The 17,338-nt window shown below is 72.4% G+C and carries 22 protein-coding genes; 13 read left to right on the forward strand and 9 right to left on the reverse strand.

The features are described from left to right. Window positions 1–49 precede the first annotated feature (49 nt). Window positions 50–997, reverse strand: coding sequence for an aldo/keto reductase (locus QU602_RS09515; protein WP_308800054.1), 948 nt, complete (start codon window positions 995–997; stop codon window positions 50–52). 134 nt (window positions 998–1,131) lie between these two features. Between QU602_RS09515 and QU602_RS09520 the strand changes: the two genes are divergently transcribed. Beyond that, window positions 1,132–1,755: a uracil-DNA glycosylase family protein gene (locus tag QU602_RS09520; RefSeq protein ID WP_308800055.1), complete on the forward strand. Its 624-nt coding sequence runs from the start codon at window positions 1,132–1,134 to the stop codon at window positions 1,753–1,755. Window positions 1,756–1,836: 81 nt separating this feature from the next. Here the strand turns inward: QU602_RS09520 and QU602_RS09525 are convergent, their stop codons facing one another. Further along, a complete protein-coding gene (locus QU602_RS09525) occupies window positions 1,837–2,256 on the reverse strand; it encodes a VOC family protein (protein ID WP_308800057.1) in 420 nt (139 codons plus the stop codon). A 74-nt stretch (window positions 2,257–2,330) separates the two neighbouring features. On the opposite strand from QU602_RS09525, the gene QU602_RS09530 reads away from it, so the two are divergent. Together QU602_RS09530 and QU602_RS09535 are read left to right on the forward strand one after the other, a co-directional pair. Further along, on the forward strand, window positions 2,331–2,942 hold the full coding sequence (locus QU602_RS09530) for a TetR/AcrR family transcriptional regulator (protein ID WP_308800058.1): 612 nt from the start codon (window positions 2,331–2,333) through the stop codon (window positions 2,940–2,942). Then, window positions 2,939–3,151 carry a hypothetical protein gene (locus QU602_RS09535; protein ID WP_308800059.1) on the forward strand — a complete coding sequence of 71 codons (213 nt, stop codon included), beginning with the start codon at window positions 2,939–2,941 and terminating at the stop codon, window positions 3,149–3,151. The genes QU602_RS09530 and QU602_RS09535 overlap by 4 nt, the downstream gene beginning before the upstream one ends. 156 nt (window positions 3,152–3,307) lie before the next feature. Here QU602_RS09535 and QU602_RS09540 read toward each other — a convergent pair whose 3' ends face one another. Together QU602_RS09540 and fdxA are read right to left on the reverse strand one after the other, a co-directional pair. After that, window positions 3,308–3,778 carry a flavin reductase family protein gene (locus QU602_RS09540; protein WP_308800138.1) on the reverse strand — a complete coding sequence of 157 codons (471 nt, stop codon included), beginning with the start codon at window positions 3,776–3,778 and terminating at the stop codon, window positions 3,308–3,310. Window positions 3,779–3,822: 44 nt separating this feature from the next. Continuing rightward, window positions 3,823–4,149, reverse strand: a complete 327-nt coding sequence (fdxA, locus tag QU602_RS09545) for a ferredoxin (RefSeq protein ID WP_308800060.1) — start codon at window positions 4,147–4,149, stop codon at window positions 3,823–3,825. A 151-nt stretch (window positions 4,150–4,300) separates the two neighbouring features. On the opposite strand from fdxA, the gene soxR reads away from it, so the two are divergent. From soxR to QU602_RS09565, 4 genes are all read left to right on the forward strand, one after another. Next, entirely contained in the window at window positions 4,301–4,717 is a 417-nt protein-coding gene (gene soxR / locus QU602_RS09550; protein ID WP_373692927.1) for a redox-sensitive transcriptional activator SoxR, read from the forward strand. A gap of 11 nt (window positions 4,718–4,728) precedes the next feature. Beyond that, window positions 4,729–4,926 carry a hypothetical protein gene (locus QU602_RS09555; protein ID WP_308800063.1) on the forward strand — a complete coding sequence of 66 codons (198 nt, stop codon included), beginning with the start codon at window positions 4,729–4,731 and terminating at the stop codon, window positions 4,924–4,926. A gap of 373 nt (window positions 4,927–5,299) precedes the next feature. Next, complete coding sequence (locus tag QU602_RS09560; RefSeq protein WP_308800064.1) at window positions 5,300–5,560, forward strand: hypothetical protein; 261 nt, start codon at window positions 5,300–5,302, stop codon at window positions 5,558–5,560. Between the two features lie 765 nt (window positions 5,561–6,325). After that, window positions 6,326–7,903 carry a DUF222 domain-containing protein gene (locus QU602_RS09565; RefSeq protein WP_308800065.1) on the forward strand — a complete coding sequence of 526 codons (1,578 nt, stop codon included), beginning with the start codon at window positions 6,326–6,328 and terminating at the stop codon, window positions 7,901–7,903. Here QU602_RS09565 and QU602_RS09570 read toward each other — a convergent pair. The 3 genes from QU602_RS09570 to msrB form a co-directional block, all read right to left on the reverse strand. Beyond that, the gene (locus tag QU602_RS09570; protein ID WP_308800066.1) at window positions 7,853–8,590 is read right to left on the reverse strand and encodes a hypothetical protein; all 738 of its coding nucleotides are present in this window, start codon (window positions 8,588–8,590) and stop codon (window positions 7,853–7,855) included. The genes QU602_RS09565 and QU602_RS09570 overlap by 51 nt on opposite strands. 183 nt (window positions 8,591–8,773) lie before the next feature. After that, complete coding sequence (gene msrA, locus QU602_RS09575) at window positions 8,774–9,319, reverse strand: peptide-methionine (S)-S-oxide reductase MsrA (protein WP_308800067.1); 546 nt, start codon at window positions 9,317–9,319, stop codon at window positions 8,774–8,776. After that, entirely contained in the window at window positions 9,316–9,840 is a 525-nt protein-coding gene (msrB, locus tag QU602_RS09580) for a peptide-methionine (R)-S-oxide reductase MsrB (protein ID WP_308800068.1), read from the reverse strand. Before msrB ends, msrA begins: the two co-directional genes overlap by 4 nt. 202 nt (window positions 9,841–10,042) lie before the next feature. Between msrB and QU602_RS09585 the strand changes: the two genes are divergently transcribed. The 4 genes from QU602_RS09585 to QU602_RS09600 all read left to right on the forward strand — a co-directional run bounded on the left by QU602_RS09585 (window position 10,043) and on the right by QU602_RS09600 (window position 14,664). Continuing rightward, the gene (locus QU602_RS09585; RefSeq protein WP_308800069.1) at window positions 10,043–11,833 is read left to right on the forward strand and encodes a cation:proton antiporter; all 1,791 of its coding nucleotides are present in this window, start codon (window positions 10,043–10,045) and stop codon (window positions 11,831–11,833) included. A 249-nt stretch (window positions 11,834–12,082) separates the two neighbouring features. Beyond that, window positions 12,083–13,033: an aggregation-promoting factor C-terminal-like domain-containing protein gene (locus QU602_RS09590; protein WP_308800070.1), complete on the forward strand. Its 951-nt coding sequence runs from the start codon at window positions 12,083–12,085 to the stop codon at window positions 13,031–13,033. A gap of 84 nt (window positions 13,034–13,117) precedes the next feature. Further along, on the forward strand, window positions 13,118–14,176 hold the full coding sequence (locus tag QU602_RS09595; RefSeq protein WP_308800072.1) for a YihY/virulence factor BrkB family protein: 1,059 nt from the start codon (window positions 13,118–13,120) through the stop codon (window positions 14,174–14,176). A 2-nt stretch (window positions 14,177–14,178) separates the two neighbouring features. Further along, window positions 14,179–14,664: a nitroreductase family deazaflavin-dependent oxidoreductase gene (locus QU602_RS09600; RefSeq protein ID WP_308800073.1), complete on the forward strand. Its 486-nt coding sequence runs from the start codon at window positions 14,179–14,181 to the stop codon at window positions 14,662–14,664. A gap of 83 nt (window positions 14,665–14,747) precedes the next feature. On the opposite strand, the gene QU602_RS09605 is transcribed toward QU602_RS09600, so the two are convergent. Next, window positions 14,748–14,927 carry a hypothetical protein gene (locus QU602_RS09605; protein WP_308800074.1) on the reverse strand — a complete coding sequence of 60 codons (180 nt, stop codon included), beginning with the start codon at window positions 14,925–14,927 and terminating at the stop codon, window positions 14,748–14,750. A gap of 119 nt (window positions 14,928–15,046) precedes the next feature. Next, window positions 15,047–15,946, reverse strand: a complete 900-nt coding sequence (locus QU602_RS09610) for a LysR family transcriptional regulator (RefSeq protein ID WP_308800075.1) — start codon at window positions 15,944–15,946, stop codon at window positions 15,047–15,049. Window positions 15,947–16,018: 72 nt separating this feature from the next. On the opposite strand from QU602_RS09610, the gene QU602_RS09615 reads away from it, so the two are divergent. Together QU602_RS09615 and QU602_RS09620 are read left to right on the forward strand one after the other, a co-directional pair. After that, entirely contained in the window at window positions 16,019–16,996 is a 978-nt protein-coding gene (locus QU602_RS09615; protein WP_308800076.1) for an EamA family transporter, read from the forward strand. Next, the gene (locus tag QU602_RS09620) at window positions 16,944–17,264 is read left to right on the forward strand and encodes a DUF2277 domain-containing protein (protein ID WP_308800077.1); all 321 of its coding nucleotides are present in this window, start codon (window positions 16,944–16,946) and stop codon (window positions 17,262–17,264) included. Before QU602_RS09615 ends, QU602_RS09620 begins: the two co-directional genes overlap by 53 nt. Window positions 17,265–17,338 lie beyond the last annotated feature (74 nt).

Below are 17,338 nucleotides of genomic sequence, written 5' to 3' on the forward strand. Positions count from 1 at the left end.
ACGACGCGGGACGCGCGATCGAGGCCGGCCCAGCGGTCCGTGGTGCGGGTCAGGTCCAGGCGCGACGCTGCCGGTCCGCCCAGTACCGGTCCGGCGGCTCAGCGAACGCGGAACTCGTCGCCGCGTCGATGGGCGTCGGCCGTGCGTCGGCGTTGCGCCGCAGCTGGTCGGCGGTGACGGCGCCGCTCAGGACGATGCTCGCCCATGGCTGGGCCAATGCTGCGCCGATGGCGAGCTCGTCGAGCGCGTGGCCGGCGGCGGCGGCGAGTGCGGTGAGCCGGGGCTCGTCGTCGCCGGCGAGGCGTCCGTTCGCGAGGGCCTCTTTGACGACGACGACCCAGCCGGCGTCGTGCACCTCGGCGAGCGCGGGCGCCGCCGACGGTTCGAGCAGGTTCCAGGTCGTCTGCACGGCCGAGAACGGGCTGTCCGGCAGTCGGGCCGCCTGGCGGATGACGTCGGCCTGGCGCGGGCCGCTGGTGGAGAGGCCCACACGCACGCCGCGCTCCGCCAGCCGACGGAGCGCGTCCAGCAGTGCGGCGTCGCCGAGGGCGGGGCTGTCGGGGGTGACCGAGTGCACGAGGTACAGGTCGGGGCGGGTGCGCAGCGCCTGGATCGTCTCGGGCCACTGGGTCTCGAAGCTGTCGAGTCCGTGGTCCTTCCGCTCGTGCACGGACGCGTCCATGCGCCAGCCGCCGACGTACGCATAGCCCCATTTGGACCCGATGACGAGCTCGTCGCGCCGGCCGGGGTGCCTGGCGAGCCATGACCCGATGAACTCCTCGGCGTGTCCGTAGGAGCGTGCGGCGTCGAGGTACCGGACGCCGAGGTCCCAGGCGACGTCGATGAGCTCGTGTGCGCGGTCCCGGAGCTCGTGCACCGTCCGCGTGTCCGGGGCACCGAGATCGCGGGCACGGCCCGACGTGATGTAGGCCGGGCGGCCGATCGCGGCGAGTCCGAGGCCGAGCCGGGCCGGGCGGAAGGCGCCGTGGTCGCTCATGTGACGAGCGTAGCTGGCGGCGTGCCCGGCGGCACCGCGCGGATCGCCCGCGGATCGCGCGCGGGTCGCGCGCATCGCGCGGCCGGCGATCGGGCGGTCCCGCGTACGGTGGGAGGCCAGACGAGAGGATGCCGATGCCGAGCCGGTCCGTACACGCCGCCGCCGACCCGGCGGACGATCACTTCGCAGATCTTCGGGCGATGGTCGGCGCCGACCCCGAGAACGCGGCCATGGCCGCGCAGGGCTGGCAGCCGCTGTTCACGGGATCGCATCGAGCGCGGATCCTGCTGGTCGGCCAGGCTCCCGGCCGCCGTGCGCAGGAGACGAACACCCCGTGGAGCGATCCGAGCGGCGACCGGCTCGTGCGCTGGCTCGGCGTCACGCGCGAGATCTTCCACGATCCCGAGCAGTTCGCCATCCTGCCGATGGACTTCTACTATCCGGGCCGCGCCGGCTCCGGCGACGCACCGCCTCGGCGCGGGTTCGCGGCGAGGTGGCATCCGCTCGTCCTGGAACGCCTCGCCGAGACGCGCCTGACGATCCTCGTGGGCGGCTACGCGCAGCGGCACTACCTCGGCGACCGTGCGCGCGGCACGCTCACGGAGACCGTGCGCGCGTGGCGCGACTACCTGCCCGGGACCGTGCCGATCGTGCACCCGTCGGGCCTGAACGCGCGGTGGCACGCGGTCAACCCGTGGTTCGAGGCCGAGGTCGTGCCAGCGCTGCCCGCGTTGGTTCGGGGCGCACTCGAAGGGTGAGGGAGCCGGAGGGGGCTCCGGTGCGGTTCTGCAAGGGGCGGCTCGTGCCGCCGGAGCATCCTGAACCGTTTGCTGGCCGGGTCAGGCCGGTGCCTCGCCCTCCGCGTAGGCGGCGGCGAACTCGGCGCTCGGCGCGATCGGTTGGATCACGTCGAGCAGCACGCCGTCGGGCGCCTCGAGGATGACGTGTCGCTGGCCGAAGTCCTCGTCGCGCAGCGGAAGTCGCACGCGGTCCGGGTGCTCGCGCGTGAGCGCGGCGTGCACGGCGTCGACGTCGTCGACCTCGAGGTTGAGCAGCACGCCCTGCGGCGCGCGGCGGAAGCCCTCGGGGATCGTCTCGTGGCGGGCATCGAGGATCGCGAGCTCGAAGCGGTCGAGCCGGAGGCTCACGTACCAGTCGCTTTCATAGGTCGTCTCGAAGCCCAGGGCATCGCGGTAGAAGGCCGCGGCTGCGGCGACGTCGGTGGAGGTGATGACGGGGTAGAACCCGGTGACGTGCATGGCGCGCTCCTTTACGTACAATAAGTATCTATTACGCCACACTATACATACACACTGCACGTAAAGGAACCCGTATGCCCCGCGCCACCGCAGCCGCCGCCGCCGAGACCGCCCGCGTCGTGCTCGCCGCCGCCACCGAGCTGTTCGGCGCGAGGGGCTACGCCGACGTCTCGCTCGAGGACGTCGCCGAGGCCGCGGGCGTGACCCGAGGCGCCGTCTATCACCATTACGCGAACAAGCCGGGCCTGTTCCGCGCGGTCGCGGCCGGCTTGCAAGACGCGGTCGCCGGCTCGGTCGTCGCCGCGGCGGACGCGGCGAGCCACGGGAGGGCGACGGATGCCTCGGGCGACACGAACTCCGCCTTCGAGGAGTTGCGCGCCGGCAGTCACGCGTTCCTCGACGCGATCACCGCCGCACCGGCCGCACGCGTGCTGCTCGTCGATGCCCCCGCCGTCATCGGATGGGCCGAGTGGCGCGAGCTCGACGCGGCGAACTCCGCGCGCCATCTGCGCGAGGCGCTCGCGAGCCTCGGCACCCCCGACGATCTGCTCGACGCCCTCACGGCGCAGCTGTCCGGCGCCATGAACGAGGCCGCGCTCCAGCTCGCGGCGCGCCCGGCGGATGCCTCGGCCCGCGCCGCGGCGCACCGCGCCCTCGACCGGCTCCTCGAGGCCGCCGTCGCGTGACCTGCGCGTCATCGCAGCTCAGGAACTTCGACCTCCCAAGCGGCGTGTCGGCCGGCGACGCGCCGCAGCGGCGCGAGATCTTCCTGAGCAAGGAAATCGGCCCGAGGCATCCCCACCGCGTGATCGCCGTCCATTGCCGGCGCGGCGGCCGGGCGGTCTCGGCGCCGCCGCTCATCGAGTGCCGACTCCTCGAGGCCGCCGTCGCGTGACCTGTCCCGTGATCGCAGCTCAGGAATCCCTGCCGGTGACGCGGCGTGTCGGCCGGCGACGCGCCGCAGCAGCCCGGGATCTTCCTGAGCAAGGAGCGCTGCTGAACAGCGGAGCGGGCTCGGCCTCCGGGCGCGTTCGATCGCGGGAGGGACGGGTCAGCGCTCGGCGTCGCCGCCGAGGCGGCGGAACCGGTGGTTGCGGTAGAGCAGGGGCGGGGCTTCGTCGCCGATCGCGACGTCGAGCACCTCGGCGATCACGAGCGTGGAGCTGCCGACCGGCAGCCGGTGCAGCGCCCGGCAGCGGAGCACCGCCGGGGCATCCGCGAGCACCGGCTCGCCCGTCGCGAGCCGCGACCAGTTCTGTTCGGGCGTGAAGCGCGGCTCGCCCGAGCGCGCGAACGCGTGCGCGAGGCGCGCGTGGTGCTCGCCGAGGAAGTGCACCGCGAACGTCCTCGTCCCGAGAAGCGCGCCCGCGCTGCCGGTCGAGCGGGTGACCGAGAACGACAGCGCGGGCGGATCGACCGCCACCGACGCCACGCTCGAGGCCGTGAGGCCGACGGGCCCGGTCGCGGTCGCCGCCGTGATGAGCGCGACTCCGGCGGGATGCATCCGGAACGCGCGACGCATGCCCTCGCCGACGTGCGCGACGTGCGCGACGTGCTCGGTGTCGCTCACGCGTGCGCCGCCTGCGGCGGGAGCGCCGCGATCAGCGGGTGGTCCTTCGCGATCATGCCGACCTTCGCCGCGCCGCCGGGGGAGCCCAGGTCGTCGAAGAACTCGACGTTGGCGCGGTAGTAGTCGGCCCACTGCTCCGGGACGTCGTCTTCGTAGTAGATCGCCTCGACCGGGCACACCGGCTCGCAGGCCCCGCAGTCGACGCACTCGTCGGGGTGGATGTACAGCGAGCGCTCACCCTCGTAGATGCAGTCGACGGGGCACTCGTCGATGCAGGCACGGTCCTTCACATCGACGCAGGGCAGTGCGATCACATAGGTCACGGCGGGTCGGTTCCTCTCGGCGCGGTCTGGTGCGTGCGCGAGACTCCACCGTAAAACCTCAAGTACCGTTGAAGTCAAAACGAACGGAGGCCTTGTGGTTGATGCACTCGACGGGGTACCGGCGCCCGATGAGCTGTTGTCGATCGGGGAGATGAGTCGCCGCACCGGCGTCGCGGCGTCGGCACTGCGGTTCTACGAGGAACTGGGCCTTATCGCGGCCGTGCGCACCGGCGGAAATCAACGCCGGTACCCCCGGCACATGCTGCGTCGGGTGTCGCTCGTCACGGTCGCGAAGCGTCTGGGCATCCCGCTCGGCGACGTGCAGGAGGCGTTCGCCCACGTGCCGCTCGATCGCACGCCGACTCATGACGACTGGCAGCGGGCGTCGCGACGGTGGAAGCGGCGGCTCGAGGAGCGCCGGCGCGGCCTCGAGAAGCTCGAGCGCGAGCTCACCGGATGCATCGGCTGCGGATGTCTCTCCATGAAGGCCTGCGCGCTGCTCAACCCGGGAGATGCGCTCGGCGACGCGGGTGCCGGGCCACGCCGCCTGGAGACTGCGGGGGAGTAGGGTCGCTTCGTATGGCAGCAGTGGATCCCGACGAGCGTCGCGAGCAGCTCACGACCGCGCCGAAGGCCGCCGAGGCGGATGCGGCACCGCGGATCGAGGTGACGGACCGGGGCGACGGTGTGCAGCGCATCGATGTGGCCGACACAGCCGCGGTCCGACCCGGCGAGGCCGACGCGGAGGACTCGGGCGCGTCGACGACCGAGCCCTGATCGCATCGCCGATGACCACGCGGAGGGCGGTCGGCACGCCATCCGGCCCGTCCGGCCCGTCCGGCTCCGATCGTTCCAGCTGAGCCAAGGGCCAGTCCCAGCGCGAGCGCCGGAGCGTGATCGGCAGCAGATGCTCCGGCGGTGGTCGGCCATACTCGTCGCGCACGGCCTGAGAGGGCCGCCGATGCGCAGCAGCCCGCATCCCGAACGCAGGCTCCGGTGCTCTCGATGCTCAGATGCTGCCCCAGGATCCTGGAACGGGTTCGCGCTCGAAGGAGACGAACATGCCAGAAGTGCCGGAGTCGCCCGCGGCGCGAGTGCTGGAGTGCGGCGATGTTTGGCGTGTCGTCTCATTCGAACGTATGTTCGACTCGTGGTCACGTGGCATCCGATACTGGCGGCGGAGGAGCCGTCCGCCGGCCGCTGGGAGCTGCGCGACCAGTACGGACGCTGCTACGGCGTCGTGCGCATCCTGCGGCACGGTGCGGAGGTGGGCTATCGCGCCGACGACGCCGGCGGCGAGTTGATCGGGTACTTCACCACGCTGCGCGCGGCGTGCGGTCAGGTGCACGCGCGCTTCGTGCGCGCTCATGGCCCGGCGCCGTTTCAGGGGTATCCGGATTTCCGCGCGTAGCGCCGGCGCGCGGGCGTGGGGTCGGGGTCGGGGTCGCGGGGTCGGGGTCGTCCTTCAGGTGCGGTGATGGGTTGGTGCTGGCCCAGCGAGTCGAGGCGCGCGCCGTCCGCGAGGTGTCGAGCCGGATGATCCGCTCGCCGCGATCGTGACGGCCATGATCGAGACGACGCGCCCTGCGTGACCGTCTCCACGGGGACTCGCTCACGGCGGCGGTCACCGCGGCTCTCCTCGACGGCGAGGAGCCTGTGGCTGCAGTGGAGCTGGGCGCGGCGGCCGCCGCACTGAACGTGACGCGGCACAGACCCGGCTCGGGTGATGGCGAGGCGATCGGCTGCCTCCGGCGGGAGGGTCAGGATCGAGCCGGTGCGCGCCAGGCCGGTTGCCCACGGGGTCGCCGGTCGAATGGGTGGCGAGCCTGCGGGGGTGCACCGCCCACTCGGCGATCGCCCGCGAACCGCCGACGTGCCGTGTCGTGTCGTGGGGCCGGAGTCCGCACGCAGGTTCCTGCCCACGTCGAGCACTGACGGCAGGGCGCGGAGATCGCCTTCCGCCGCAAGCGGGCTGCGACGATCTGCCGGCCGCGGGTGCCGGGTGGGGAGATCTTGCGGGACCGGGTGCAGTGCGGCGCGCAGACCTGAGTTGAGTGGGTGACCGACCTCGGGGCCGGTCGCGCGAGCCGCTGGTGAACGGCGCTGATACGTGAGGGGAGGGTGGGCACAGGGCCTCGGCATCGCGATGTCGGTGGGTGCGTGGATACTACTCGACATGAAGAACTCGTCCCTCGATCGGCTCCAGGCCGGGCTCGGCGCGCTCGCGGAGACCTGGGCCGGGGGCCTGCCCGCGCTCGGTGCTGACGCGGTCGGTGCTGATGCCGTGGGTGACGAGTTCGAGGCGTTGAGCGGACCGGGTCTGGTCCGGGTGGTCGAAGAGGTGGCGGGGCTGCGGCGTTCGCTGGACGCGGTGCTCGCGCGCGCCGCAGACGAGGTCGCGAAGCGGTCCGCGCCCGGGTTCGGCGCCGACGGGCTCGCGAAACAGCACGGGTACGCGTCGCCCGCACGGCTGGTCGCCGCGGCGACCGGTGGTGCGCCGGCTGAGGCGTCCCGGTTGCTGGCCGTGGGCGAGGCGACCCGGGCGCGTGCATCGTTCACGGGCGAGCTGCTCCCGGCGAAGTTCGCCGCGGTGCGCCGCGCGCTCGATGACGGCGCGCTGAGCGTGGATGCGGCGGCCGCGATCACGGGCATGCTGCGCCGGGTCGAGGTCCGCGCCGAGGCGAGCCTGCTCGAACCGTACGAGCAGAAACTGGTCGAGTTCGCAGACGGGCAACCGTTCTCGCTCATCCAGCGCGCAGTCAAGGCCGCCGAGGCGCGGCTCGACGAAGACGGTGCCCAGCCGGCCGATGAACGCATGTTCGCCGAGCGTGCGCTGACGCTCCACGAAGACGGCCACGGCATGTTCCAGCTCCGCGGACGGCTCGACCCCGTCACCGCGGCACCGATCAAGGCCGCACTCGACGCGCTCGTCAGCGACGCACTCGCCCGACGCCGCTCTCACGAGCCCGGCACGACCGGGCTCGACGGCGCAGCCGGGCTCGACGGGGCGAGCGGTGCGAGCGGGCTCGACGGCACGACCGGTACGACCGGGCTCGACGGCACGAGCGATGCGACCGGGCTCGACGGGCCGGGTGGTGCGACCGGCGGGCCGGTCGTGCCGGATCAACGATCGATCCCGCAACTCCAGGCCGACGCCCTCGCCGAACTCGCCAAGCACGCGCTCGGCTGCACGGCCGCGCCCGGCACCGCACCCAAGACCACCATCGTCGTGCGGATGAGCCTCGACGCACTCCGCACCGGCACCGGGCTCGCCGAGATCGACGGCATCGACAAACCCATCGCCGCGGCCACCGCCCGCAAACTCGCCGCCGACGCCGAGCTGATTCCCATCGTGCTCGGCGCCGACAGCGCCCCGCTCGACCTCGGTCGCGCGACCCGCCTATTCACGAAACCACAACGCATCGCGCTCATGGAACGCGACGGCGGATGCGCCTGCTGCGGCGCGAACATCACCTACGCCGAAGCCCACCACATCCAATGGTGGGCCAGAGACCACGGCCGCACCGACCTCGCAAACGGCGTCATGCTCTGCACCAGCTGCCACCACCGCATCCACGACCAAGGCTGGCGCATCCACACCGACGGACCCCGAATCTGGTTCATCCCACCACCACACATCGACCCATCCCAACACCCCCGACTCGGCGGCCGAGCCCGATTCGACCCCACCTCGCCGGCCTGGTCAGCGCGCGCAGCACGTCCGCCCGCCACACCAGAGACGGCCGCGGCGTGAACCCTGACGTGTGAGTATGTGGCGCCCGCGACACTCGCGCTCACCACGCCCCGCGGCGAGGACCGTGCACGGCGCGAGGGTGGTGCGCGGCGCGAGGGCGGCGGGCGTCGCGAGGGCGGCGGGCGTTGCGAGGGTCGTGCGCGGCGCGAGGGCGGTGCGCGGCGCGAGGGCGGTGCGCGGCGCGAGGGCGGCGGGCGGCGCGAGGGCGGTGCGCGGCGCGAGGGCGGCGCGCAGCGCGAGGGCGGTGCGCGGCGCGAGGGCGGCGGGCGGCGCGAGGGTGGTGCGCGGCGCGAGGGCGGCGGGCGGCGCGAGGGCGGCGGGCGTTGCGAGGGTGATGCGCGGCGCGAGGGCGGTGCGCGGCGCGAGGGTGGTGCGCGGCGCGAGGGCGGCGGGCGGCGCGAGGGCGGCGGGCGTTGCAAGGGTGATGCGCGGCGCGAGGGTGGTGCGCGGCGCGAGGGCGGCGGGCGGCGCGAGGGCGGCGGGCGTTGCAAGGGTGATGCGCGGCGCGAGGGCGCTACGCATCTCGAGGGGGTTGCGCGGCGCGAGGGTGGTGCGCGGCGCGAGGGCGCTACGCATCTCGAGGGGGTTGCGCGGCGCGAGGGTGGTGCGCGGCGCGAGGGCGGTGCGCGGCGCGAGGGTGGTGCGCGGCGCGAGGGCGGTGAGCGTTGCAAGGGTGATGCGCGGCACGACGGCGGTGAGCGTTGCGAGGGTGATGCGCGGCGCGAGGGCGGTGCGCGGCGCGAGGGCGGGGCGACGGCCGCGTGGTCCGTGGACATGCGATGGCCGTCGCCGGGCACGATGGTGCCGGCGACGGCCGGGGGTGCGCCATCAGCCTGCGCGCGACGGCGCCTGCTGGCTGCGGCGAACGGGCTACTGCGTCACGGCCTGGTCGCGCTTCGGCAGCGTCCAGCCCGGGCGCACGAAGTGGCACGTGTAGCCCCACGGCATGCGCTCGAGGTAGTCCTGGTGCTCGGGCTCGGCCTCCCAGAACGGTCCAGACGGCTCGATCGTCGTGACCACGTCGCCCGGCCAGATACCCGAGGCCTCGACGTCGGCGATCGTGTCGCGCGCGATCGCCTCCTGCTCGGGCGTCGTCGGGAAGATCGCCGAACGGTAGCTGGTGCCGACGTCGTTGCCCTGTCGGTTCAGCGTCGTCGGGTCGTGGATCTGGAAGAAGAACTCGAGCAGCTCGCGATAGCTCGTCTTCGCCGGGTCGAAGACGATCTCGATCGCCTCCGCGTGACCCGGGTGGTTGCGATAGGTCGCGTACTCGTTCTGCCCACCGGTGTAGCCGACACGTGTGTCGACGATCCCGGTCCGCTTGCGGATGAGATCCTCCATGCCCCAGAAACATCCGCCCGCGAGGACGGCGGTCTCGGTGCCCGGAATGCTCGTGACGGTACCTGGCGTGGTCATGATGCGTGCTCCTCGTCGGTGTGCTCGGGTGTCGCGGTCTGGTCGGGTGTCGCGGTCTGGTCGGGTGTCGCGGGCGTGTGACCGAAGCGAGCGAGGTACTCGCCGTACCCCTCCGCCTCGAGTCGGTCGACGGGCACGAACCGCAACGCCGCGGAGTTGATGCAGTAGCGCAGCCCGCCGTCGTCGACGGGCCCGTCGTCGAACACGTGCCCGAGGTGGCTGTCGGCGCCCGCCGATCGCACCTCGACGCGCTTCATGAAGAAGCCGCGGTCGACGCGCTCACGCACGGTCGCCTCGTCGATGGGCCGGGTGAAGCTCGGCCAGCCCGACCGGCTGTCGTACTTGTCGGTCGAGCTGAACAGCGGCTGACCCGAGACGACGTCGACGTAGATGCCCGGTTCCTTGCTGTCCCAGTACTGATTGCGGAACGCGGGCTCGGTCGCGTCATCCTGGGTGACCTTGCGCTGCAGCGGAGTGAGGCGGGCGAGCGCCTCTGGAGTCTTGCGGTACTCGTGTGACACGGTTCCTCCATCTCGACGCCGCCGGCTGCGGCGTCACAGAGAAGAACAGGCGCGGCGGGCGAACTGTTCCGCGGAGGGGACCGGTCCAGCTGTCGGTTTGCTGTGAGCGCGTCGTGTGCGACGTGAACCCGTCGTAGGACAGACTTGACCCGGCCGCGATGCTCGGCCACCTCGACACGACGCACCGAGACAGGGGAGATGCGTGGAGCTGCTCATCGTGGGCGTGCTGGGCTTGCTGGGCATCGCCGCAGCGACGGCGATCGGACCGCGGCTCCGGGTCGCGGCACCGCTGCTGCTCGTGATCGTCGGTGTGCTCGTGAGCTTCCTGCCGTTCGTCCCCGACGTCCAGATCGACCCGGAGTGGATCCTCGCAGGGGTGCTCCCGCCGCTGCTGTACTCCGCGTCGGTGGCGATGCCGTCGATGGAGTTCCGGCGGGAGTTCAGCGCCATCGGCGGGTTCTCGGTCCTCCTCGTGGTGTTGAGCGCCGTCGTCCTCGGCTTCGTGTTCGCCGCGCTCATCCCCGGCCTCGGTCTCGCCGCCGGCATCGCCCTCGGGGCGATCGTGAGCCCGACCGACGCGGTCGCGACCTCGATCGTCAAGCGCCTCGGCGTCTCGCCGCGCATCGTCACGGTGCTCGAGGGCGAGAGCCTCCTGAACGATGCGACCGCGCTCGTGCTGCTCCGGTCGGCGATCGCCGCGACCGCCGCCTCGGTGACGTTCTGGGACGTCGCCGGGGACTTCCTCTTCGCCGTGGCGGTCGCGCTCGTGTTCGGTTACGTCGTCGGGAAGGTGAACCTCTGGATCCGTTCGAGGGTCACCGACGCGACCGTGAACACCGTCATCTCGCTCGCCGTGCCGTTCGTCGCGAGCGTGCCGGCCGATGCGCTCGGCGCGTCCGGGCTCGTCGCGGCCGTCGTCGCGGGGCTCATCACCGGCCGCGGCGCCATCCGGAACCTCACCCCGCAGCATCGACAATCCGATGTGCAGACCTGGCGGACCGTCGAGCTCATCCTCGAGGGAGCCGTGTTCCTGCTCATGGGGCTCGAGATGTCCGCGCTCCTGCACGAGCTCACGAACGAGCAGCTCGGCATCCACCACGGCATCGGGCTCGCACTCGTCGCGGTGACGTTGATCCTGCTCGTCCGAGCGGCCTATGTGTTCCCCACGCTCGCCGTCTTCGCCGCACGGACCCGTCGGGCGGCCGCGCTCAGGCCGAGGCTCACGGCGGCGCAGCAGCGTCTCGACGATCACGACCTCGCCGAGCTCGCCGAGGAGGTCGCCGACCGGGAGGTCGAACGGCGGGCCAGCACGCGCCGCCACATGCCGAGCGATGCGCGCATCGCACGGCTGCGCACCCAGCTGCGGCGGAAGGTCGCCGACCTCGACTACTTCCTCGCGGTGCCGCTCGGCTGGCGCGAGGGCACCGTCATCGTCTGGGCGGGCATGCGCGGCGCCGTCACGCTCGCCGCGGCGCAGACCCTGCCCGAGGACACGCCCGTCCGCTCCCTGCTCGTCATCACGGCGTTCTTCGTCGCGGCCTTCTCCCTGATCGGCCAGGGCGGCACGCTGCCGTGGCTCGTGCGTGTCGTCAAGCCGGCCGGGGTCGACCACGAGGCGATGGCCGGCGAACGCGCCGAGATCCGGCAGCTCATGCGAAGCGTGGCCGAAGACGTCGTGCGGCGCCGACGGGCACCGGCTGAGCCAGTGGCGAACGCCGACGAGGCGGCCGCCCGCGAGGCGCACGCCGAAGGCGCCATCGCAGAGGACGCCGTCGAGCGCGTCGAACGCGAGGCATCCGCGCTCGAGCGCCGGCCGGCGGAGGAGGAGTTCCGTCGCCTTCGGCTCGAGATCATCGCGGCGCAGCGCGCGGCGCTCCTGGAGGCGCGCGACGACGGCATCTTCAGTTCGGAGGTGCTCGGCCGCATGCTCGAGACCCTCGACGCCGACCAGATCAGCATGGAGCTTCGCGCCGACGGCGACCACTCGACCTGACGGCGGCCTCGGTGGGAACACGCCCTGCACAGAATGCATGCGAGCACATCAATTTTGATGAGATTCCCAGGTGACGCGGAGGGGTCGCGGAGCAAACCCGTGCAAACTGGCGGCTTCGTGTCGGTGGTCCCCCGCCGAGCGTGACCCTGAATTCGCGTTCCGCACCCCGGAACCGTCGATCCCTGAAGACGAACGTCGTGACCCCGCCCGCTGCCCGGCGCACCGCCGTGCACGAGCCATGTGAACTATATGCAGAACCAGACTCCTTCCTCTGAGAACTCCACATCCGTCATCACCGTCGAGTCGGCCACGGCCGAGCCCGCCACTCGTTCCGGCCGCCGCGCAGCCCAGCGCGCCCAGCGCGAGGGCGCGTCCAAGCGCCGAGGTCCCTTGCTCGTCGCGGGCGCGATCGTCGCCGTCGGCGCGCTGACCGGCACCGGCTTCGCCGTGCAGTCGGCGGTGGGCGCGCAGAACGAGCGGATCGCCCACACGAGCGCGCTGGTGGCCGCGGCGAATCCCGACCGCCAGCAGGCCGAGAGCCACAGCATGATCCTCGATGCGCGTGCCGCGAAGGTCGCCGAGGACACGCTCTCGGTCGCCACCGACACCATTGCGGCCGCGAGCGGCAAGACCGACGCGGCCGCGCTCTCGTCCTCGGTCGCCTCGCTCGGCGAGTACAAGCGACTCGACGCCGGCCGGGTGTTCTCGCTCGCCAAGGAGACGTCGGCGCACGCCGAGGCCGTCAAGGGTCAGATCGCCGAGTTCGACCGGGTCGCGGCCGAGCAGGCCGCCGCCGAGGCGGCCGCGAAAGCCGCCGCCGAGGCCGAGGCCGCCGCCAAGGCAGCCGCCGAGCGAGCGGCCGCGACGCCCTCGGCTCCGGCCGCGCCGGCGAACCCGAGCGGCGCCCAGGCGATCGCCCGCGACCTGATGGCGGCCCAGTACGGCTGGGGTGAGGACCAGTTCGCGTGCCTCGTGGCGCTGTGGAGCAAGGAGTCCGGCTGGAACGTCAGCGCCGAGAACCGCAGCAGCGGCGCGTACGGCATCCCGCAGGCGCTGCCCGGCAGCAAGATGGCCTCCGCGGGCGCCGACTGGCAGACCAACCCCGCCACCCAGATCACGTGGGGCCTCGGCTACATCGCCGGTCGCTACGGCACGCCGTGCGGCGCCTGGAACACCTCGCAGAGCCAGGGCTGGTACTAGCCCGACGCGGACCTGATGCTTCGCGAAGCGCGCGGTGTGTGTCAAGCACCCGCGCGCTTCGTGTGTGCTCGTTAACCTGGTCCGATGGCAGAGGATGCGCCGAACGCGACCCACTCCCCGTCGAAGGCCGATGACCGGCCCGGTCTGGTCGAGCGGGTCAAGCGACTCGTCGCATGGGTGCTGAGCACGAAGCCGGCGCGCGCCTTCCTGCTCTATCAGGAACGCCACGGCGCGATGCTCGCCGACAGCGTCACCTACCGGACGCTGTTCTCGGTCTTCGCCGGCGTGTTCCTCGGGTTCGCGGTCGCCGGACTCTGGCTCGCCGGCAACCGTGACGCAATGGACGCGCTGGTCCAGACGGTCGACAACGCCATTCCGGGCCTGATCGGCGAGAACGCGCTCATCGACCCCGACGACCTCGTGCAGCCGCTCACGTTCAGCATCGCGGGCGTCATCGCGATCGTCGGGCTCGTCGGCGCCGCGATCGGCGCGGTCGGCTCGCTGAGCACGGCGTACCGTGAGCTCGCCGGGCTGCCGAACGATGAGACGTTCTTCGTGTGGGTGCTGTTGCGCAACCTGGCGATCGCGATCGGCTTCGGCGCACTGCTGGGTGTGGCGGCCGCAGTGACCTTCGCGGGCACCAGCGCCCTCGGCACCGTGTTCGACTGGCTGGGCATCGCCGAGCGCAGCACGCTCGCCGACGTCGGGACGAGGACCGTCACGGTCCTCGTGACGTTCGCCATCGACACGGTTGCGGTCGCGGGCCTCTTCCGGTTGCTCTCCGGGGTGAAGCCGTCGGCGCGTGCCCTCTGGGTCGGGGCGATCATCGGCGGAATCGGGCTCACGGTCCTGCAGGTGCTCTCCGGCCTGTTCATCGGCGGCGCGTCGAACAACCCCTTGCTCGCCTCGGTCGGGTCGATCGTGGCACTGCTGATCTGGTTCAACTTCTCCGCGCAGGTGATCCTCATCTCGGGCGCGTACATCGTCACGAGCGTCGACGAGGAGCGGGATCGCGTCGCCGAGCGATATGGCGCACGGTCGATGGCGCTCCGGCGACTCAAGCGTGCCGAGCACCGGGCGCACGCCGCAGCCGAGGAGGTGCAGGCGGCGAAGGCCGCCGTCGATCGGGAGGCCGGGCGGTGAGCATGGTCCTCGACACCGTGCGGCGCCTCATTGCGCCGCTCACGCGGACGCGGCTGTTCAGGAGGATCGGCCCGGTACTGCTGCCGCCCGTCGAGCGCGTGCTCGCCCGGCTCTCGGGCGGTCGGGTCCAACTCAGCGGCCTCCTGGTGCCGTCGCTGGTGCTGCACACCGTCGGCGCCAGATCCGGCGAGCCGCGCGACACCTTCCTGATGTACACGCCCGACGGCGAGGGCCGGGCCATCGTCGCCGGGACGAGCTTCGCGCAGGAGCGGCATCCGGCCTGGACCTACAACCTGATGGCCCATCCTGACGCGGCGATCACCGTGCGCGGCCGCCGGCTCGCGGTGCGTGCGACGCGCATCCCCGACGACGCGCGCGACGCGGCCTGGGCGCGGATCGAACGGCAGTGGCCCGGGTACCGCGGCTACGAGCGCGACTCGGGGCGAACGGTCCGGCTCTTCCTCCTGCAGCCGGTGCGCGCCGACTGAACCGGCGATGCCGGGGGACACGAGAGACCGGCGGTTCCGCCAGAGCGGAACCGCCGGGTGTGAGAGGTCGCGGGTGAGGGCGCTCAGTTGGGGACGGAGCCGCCGGGCTCCTCCTCACCCAGGTCGACGACCTCGATGACCTCGACGTCATCGCCCTCTTCGAGCGCCTCCTCGACCTCCTCGTACTCTTCGGTCGGCAGTTCGGCATCGAGCGGCAGATCCGAATCCGTGTACTCGCCCTCGGGGCGCAGCGGGTCGCTCATGGTTCTCCCATCGGTCCACGCGGTCGGGCCGGCGGATGCCGGTCCCACGCGCGACGCTACTCGCGCGCGCCCGCCGCTCCAAGGGGTTGACGCTCCTCATCGCGGCGCCCCCTCGGGGCTCATCCGCCGTACGCGGCACCGACCTTCTCGAGCGCGGCGACGATCCGTCGGAGGCTCGTGCTCTCGGCCATCGTGCGCCGGTAGGCCACCCGCACCTCCCGGACCTGGCTGCGGTCCGCGAGCGGCCGTGCGACGGCGCCGTCCGGCAGGGGCGGCCGGCCGAGACGTGGCACGAGCGCGATCGCGGCGCCGGCTGCCGCGAGCTCGACCAGCGAGGCGAAGTCGGGGTCCTCGGCCACGATGCGCGGCAGCGCGCCAAGGTCGGCGAAGATGCGCTGCAACGCCTCGTGGCAGATCGCCCCGCGCGGGGTGCTCGCCCACGCCTCGCCCACCAGATCGGCGCGTTCGATCGTCTCGTGCGCCGCCAGCGGATGCGTCGCGGGCAACACGACATCGGCCTCGTCCCAGCAGAGGTGCCCGGTGACGACGTGCGCCGGCGCCACGAGCGGCACCGAGTTCCAGTTGTGCACGACCGCGAGGTCGACTCGGCCGTCCGCGACGAGATCCATGGCCGCGAACGGGTCGACGCTGGTGATCGTCAACGGCACGTCGAGCCGCTCATCCCCGGCGCCGACGAGCGGGGCGAGCAGGCCCCTGGTGGCGGTCGAGAACGAGGCCACGCGCAGCGGCGCGACCGCGCGCGACGCGGTCGCCATGGTCGTCAGACGTTCGAGCCCATCGAGGAGTCCCGCGCCGTCGGCGACCAGCATGCGTCCCCGCTCGGTGAGGAGCACCCCGCGACCGCGACGTTCGAGCAGCGCGGTCCCCAGCTCGCGCTCGAGCTTCTTCACCTGCTGCGAGACGGCCGAAGGCGTATAGCCGAGTCGGTCGGCGGCCGCGACCACTGATCCGCCGCGCTCGACGGCGACGAGCGCGCGGAGGCCCTGCAGATCAATCATGTAGCAATCGTACGTGGTCGAGCGAAGAAACCGGTGCTAGTGCTGCATGATATGGCGCGCCATGCTGAGCAGATGGCCCTGAAGCATGTCGTCCTCGCGGTGCTGGTCGCCGTGGTCTGGGGCATCAACTTCGTCGCGATCGATCTCGGCCTCAGGGACACCCCGCCCCTCGTGCTCGTCGCGCTCCGGTTCGCGCTCGTGGCCGTTCCGCTGATCTTCTTCGTCCGGAGACCAGCGGTGCCCTGGCGCACCATCGTGGGCGTCGGCCTCTTCGTGAGCGCCGGTCAGTTCGGCCTGCTGTTCACGGCCATGCACCTCGGACTGCCCGCCGGGCTCGCGGCGGTGGTGCTCCAGTGCCAGATGATCTTCACGCTCGTGGTCGCGGCGGTCGCGCTCCGCGAACGGCCGACAGGCCGCCAGATCGCCGGGGCGACGATCGGGTTCGCCGGGCTCGGCATGGTCGCGCTCGGGCGACTCGAGGGCGCCGAAGGTGCCGCCGCGCTGCTTCCGCTGCTGATCTGCGTGGCGGCGGGACTCAGCTGGGGCATCGGCAACGTCGTCGCGCGTTCCGCCGGCCCGTCCAACGGGTTCGGCATGGTCGTCTGGTCGGCGGCCGTGGTGCCCGCGCCGATCCTCGCGCTCAGCCTGCTGCTCGACGGCCCGGCGGCCGTGGGGGAGGCACTCACCACCATCGGCTGGCCGACCGTGCTGAGCCTCGCATACACGGTCGTGCTCGCGTCGCTGTTCGGCTACACCGTCTGGTACTCGCTGCTCGGCCGATACCCGGCGGCCCTCGTCGCACCGTTCGCGCTGCTCGCGCCACCCGTCGGGCTGCTCTCGGCGGCGATCGTGCTCGGCGAGCGACCGAACCCGCTCGAGCTCGGAGGCAGTGCACTGCTCGTCGGCGGGGTCGCGCTCGGACAGCTCACGCGCCGTGCGCGAGGCATCCGTCCGGCGGGCCTGGCCGACGCGCCGGACGAGCGGATATCCTCGCCGCATGTGCCGGAACATCCACGTCCTCCACAACTTCGAGCCGGCGGCCACCGATGACGAGGTGCACGCCGCCGCACTGCAATTCGTCCGCAAGGTGAGCGGCTCGACGAAACCCTCGAAGGCGAACGCCGAGGTGTTCGACCGGGCGGTCGCCGAGATCGCGCACATCACGCGACACCTGCTCGACGACCTCGTCACCACCGCGCCCCCGAAGGACCGCGACGCCGAGGCGACGAAAGCGCGCGCTCGCGCCGCGAAGCGCTACGAGGCGCAGCGCATCGGCGAGGCGGCGCTCGCGGCTCGCGAGCAGGCCGTCAGCGCCTGACCGGGTTCGGAGTGCGAGCCGCGCCACGCGCGGCGGCGCCACGCGGCTGTGTCGTACACGGCCGCTCGACGCCC

The sequence above is a fragment of the Agromyces protaetiae genome (assembly GCF_030866785.1).
GTDB lineage: Bacteria > Actinomycetota > Actinomycetes > Actinomycetales > Microbacteriaceae > Agromyces > Agromyces silvae.

Bases quoted from the DNA above. Each gene is read 5' to 3' on its own strand.
- QU602_RS09610 (WP_308800075.1), bottom strand. From the start codon at position 15,946: ATGATTGATCTGCAGGGCCTCCGCGCGCTCGTCGCCGTCGAGCGCGGC.
- QU602_RS09615 (WP_308800076.1), top strand. From the start codon at position 16,019: ATGGCCCTGAAGCATGTCGTCCTCGCGGTGCTGGTCGCCGTGGTCTGG.
- QU602_RS09600 (WP_308800073.1), top strand. From the start codon at position 14,179: ATGGTCCTCGACACCGTGCGGCGCCTCATTGCGCCGCTCACGCGGACG.
- QU602_RS09620 (WP_308800077.1), top strand. From the start codon at position 16,944: ATGTGCCGGAACATCCACGTCCTCCACAACTTCGAGCCGGCGGCCACC.
- QU602_RS09595 (WP_308800072.1), top strand. From the start codon at position 13,118: ATGGCAGAGGATGCGCCGAACGCGACCCACTCCCCGTCGAAGGCCGAT.
- QU602_RS09530 (WP_308800058.1), top strand. From the start codon at position 2,331: ATGCCCCGCGCCACCGCAGCCGCCGCCGCCGAGACCGCCCGCGTCGTG.
- QU602_RS09525 (WP_308800057.1), bottom strand. From the start codon at position 2,256: ATGCACGTCACCGGGTTCTACCCCGTCATCACCTCCACCGACGTCGCC.
- QU602_RS09590 (WP_308800070.1), top strand. From the start codon at position 12,083: ATGCAGAACCAGACTCCTTCCTCTGAGAACTCCACATCCGTCATCACC.
- QU602_RS09565 (WP_308800065.1), top strand. From the start codon at position 6,326: ATGAAGAACTCGTCCCTCGATCGGCTCCAGGCCGGGCTCGGCGCGCTC.
- QU602_RS09515 (WP_308800054.1), bottom strand. From the start codon at position 997: ATGAGCGACCACGGCGCCTTCCGCCCGGCCCGGCTCGGCCTCGGACTC.
- QU602_RS09605 (WP_308800074.1), bottom strand. From the start codon at position 14,927: ATGAGCGACCCGCTGCGCCCCGAGGGCGAGTACACGGATTCGGATCTG.
- QU602_RS09520 (WP_308800055.1), top strand. From the start codon at position 1,132: ATGCCGAGCCGGTCCGTACACGCCGCCGCCGACCCGGCGGACGATCAC.
- QU602_RS09540 (WP_308800138.1), bottom strand. From the start codon at position 3,778: ATGCGTCGCGCGTTCCGGATGCATCCCGCCGGAGTCGCGCTCATCACG.
- QU602_RS09555 (WP_308800063.1), top strand. From the start codon at position 4,729: ATGGCAGCAGTGGATCCCGACGAGCGTCGCGAGCAGCTCACGACCGCG.
- soxR (WP_373692927.1), top strand. From the start codon at position 4,301: ATGAGTCGCCGCACCGGCGTCGCGGCGTCGGCACTGCGGTTCTACGAG.
- msrA (WP_308800067.1), bottom strand. From the start codon at position 9,319: ATGACCACGCCAGGTACCGTCACGAGCATTCCGGGCACCGAGACCGCC.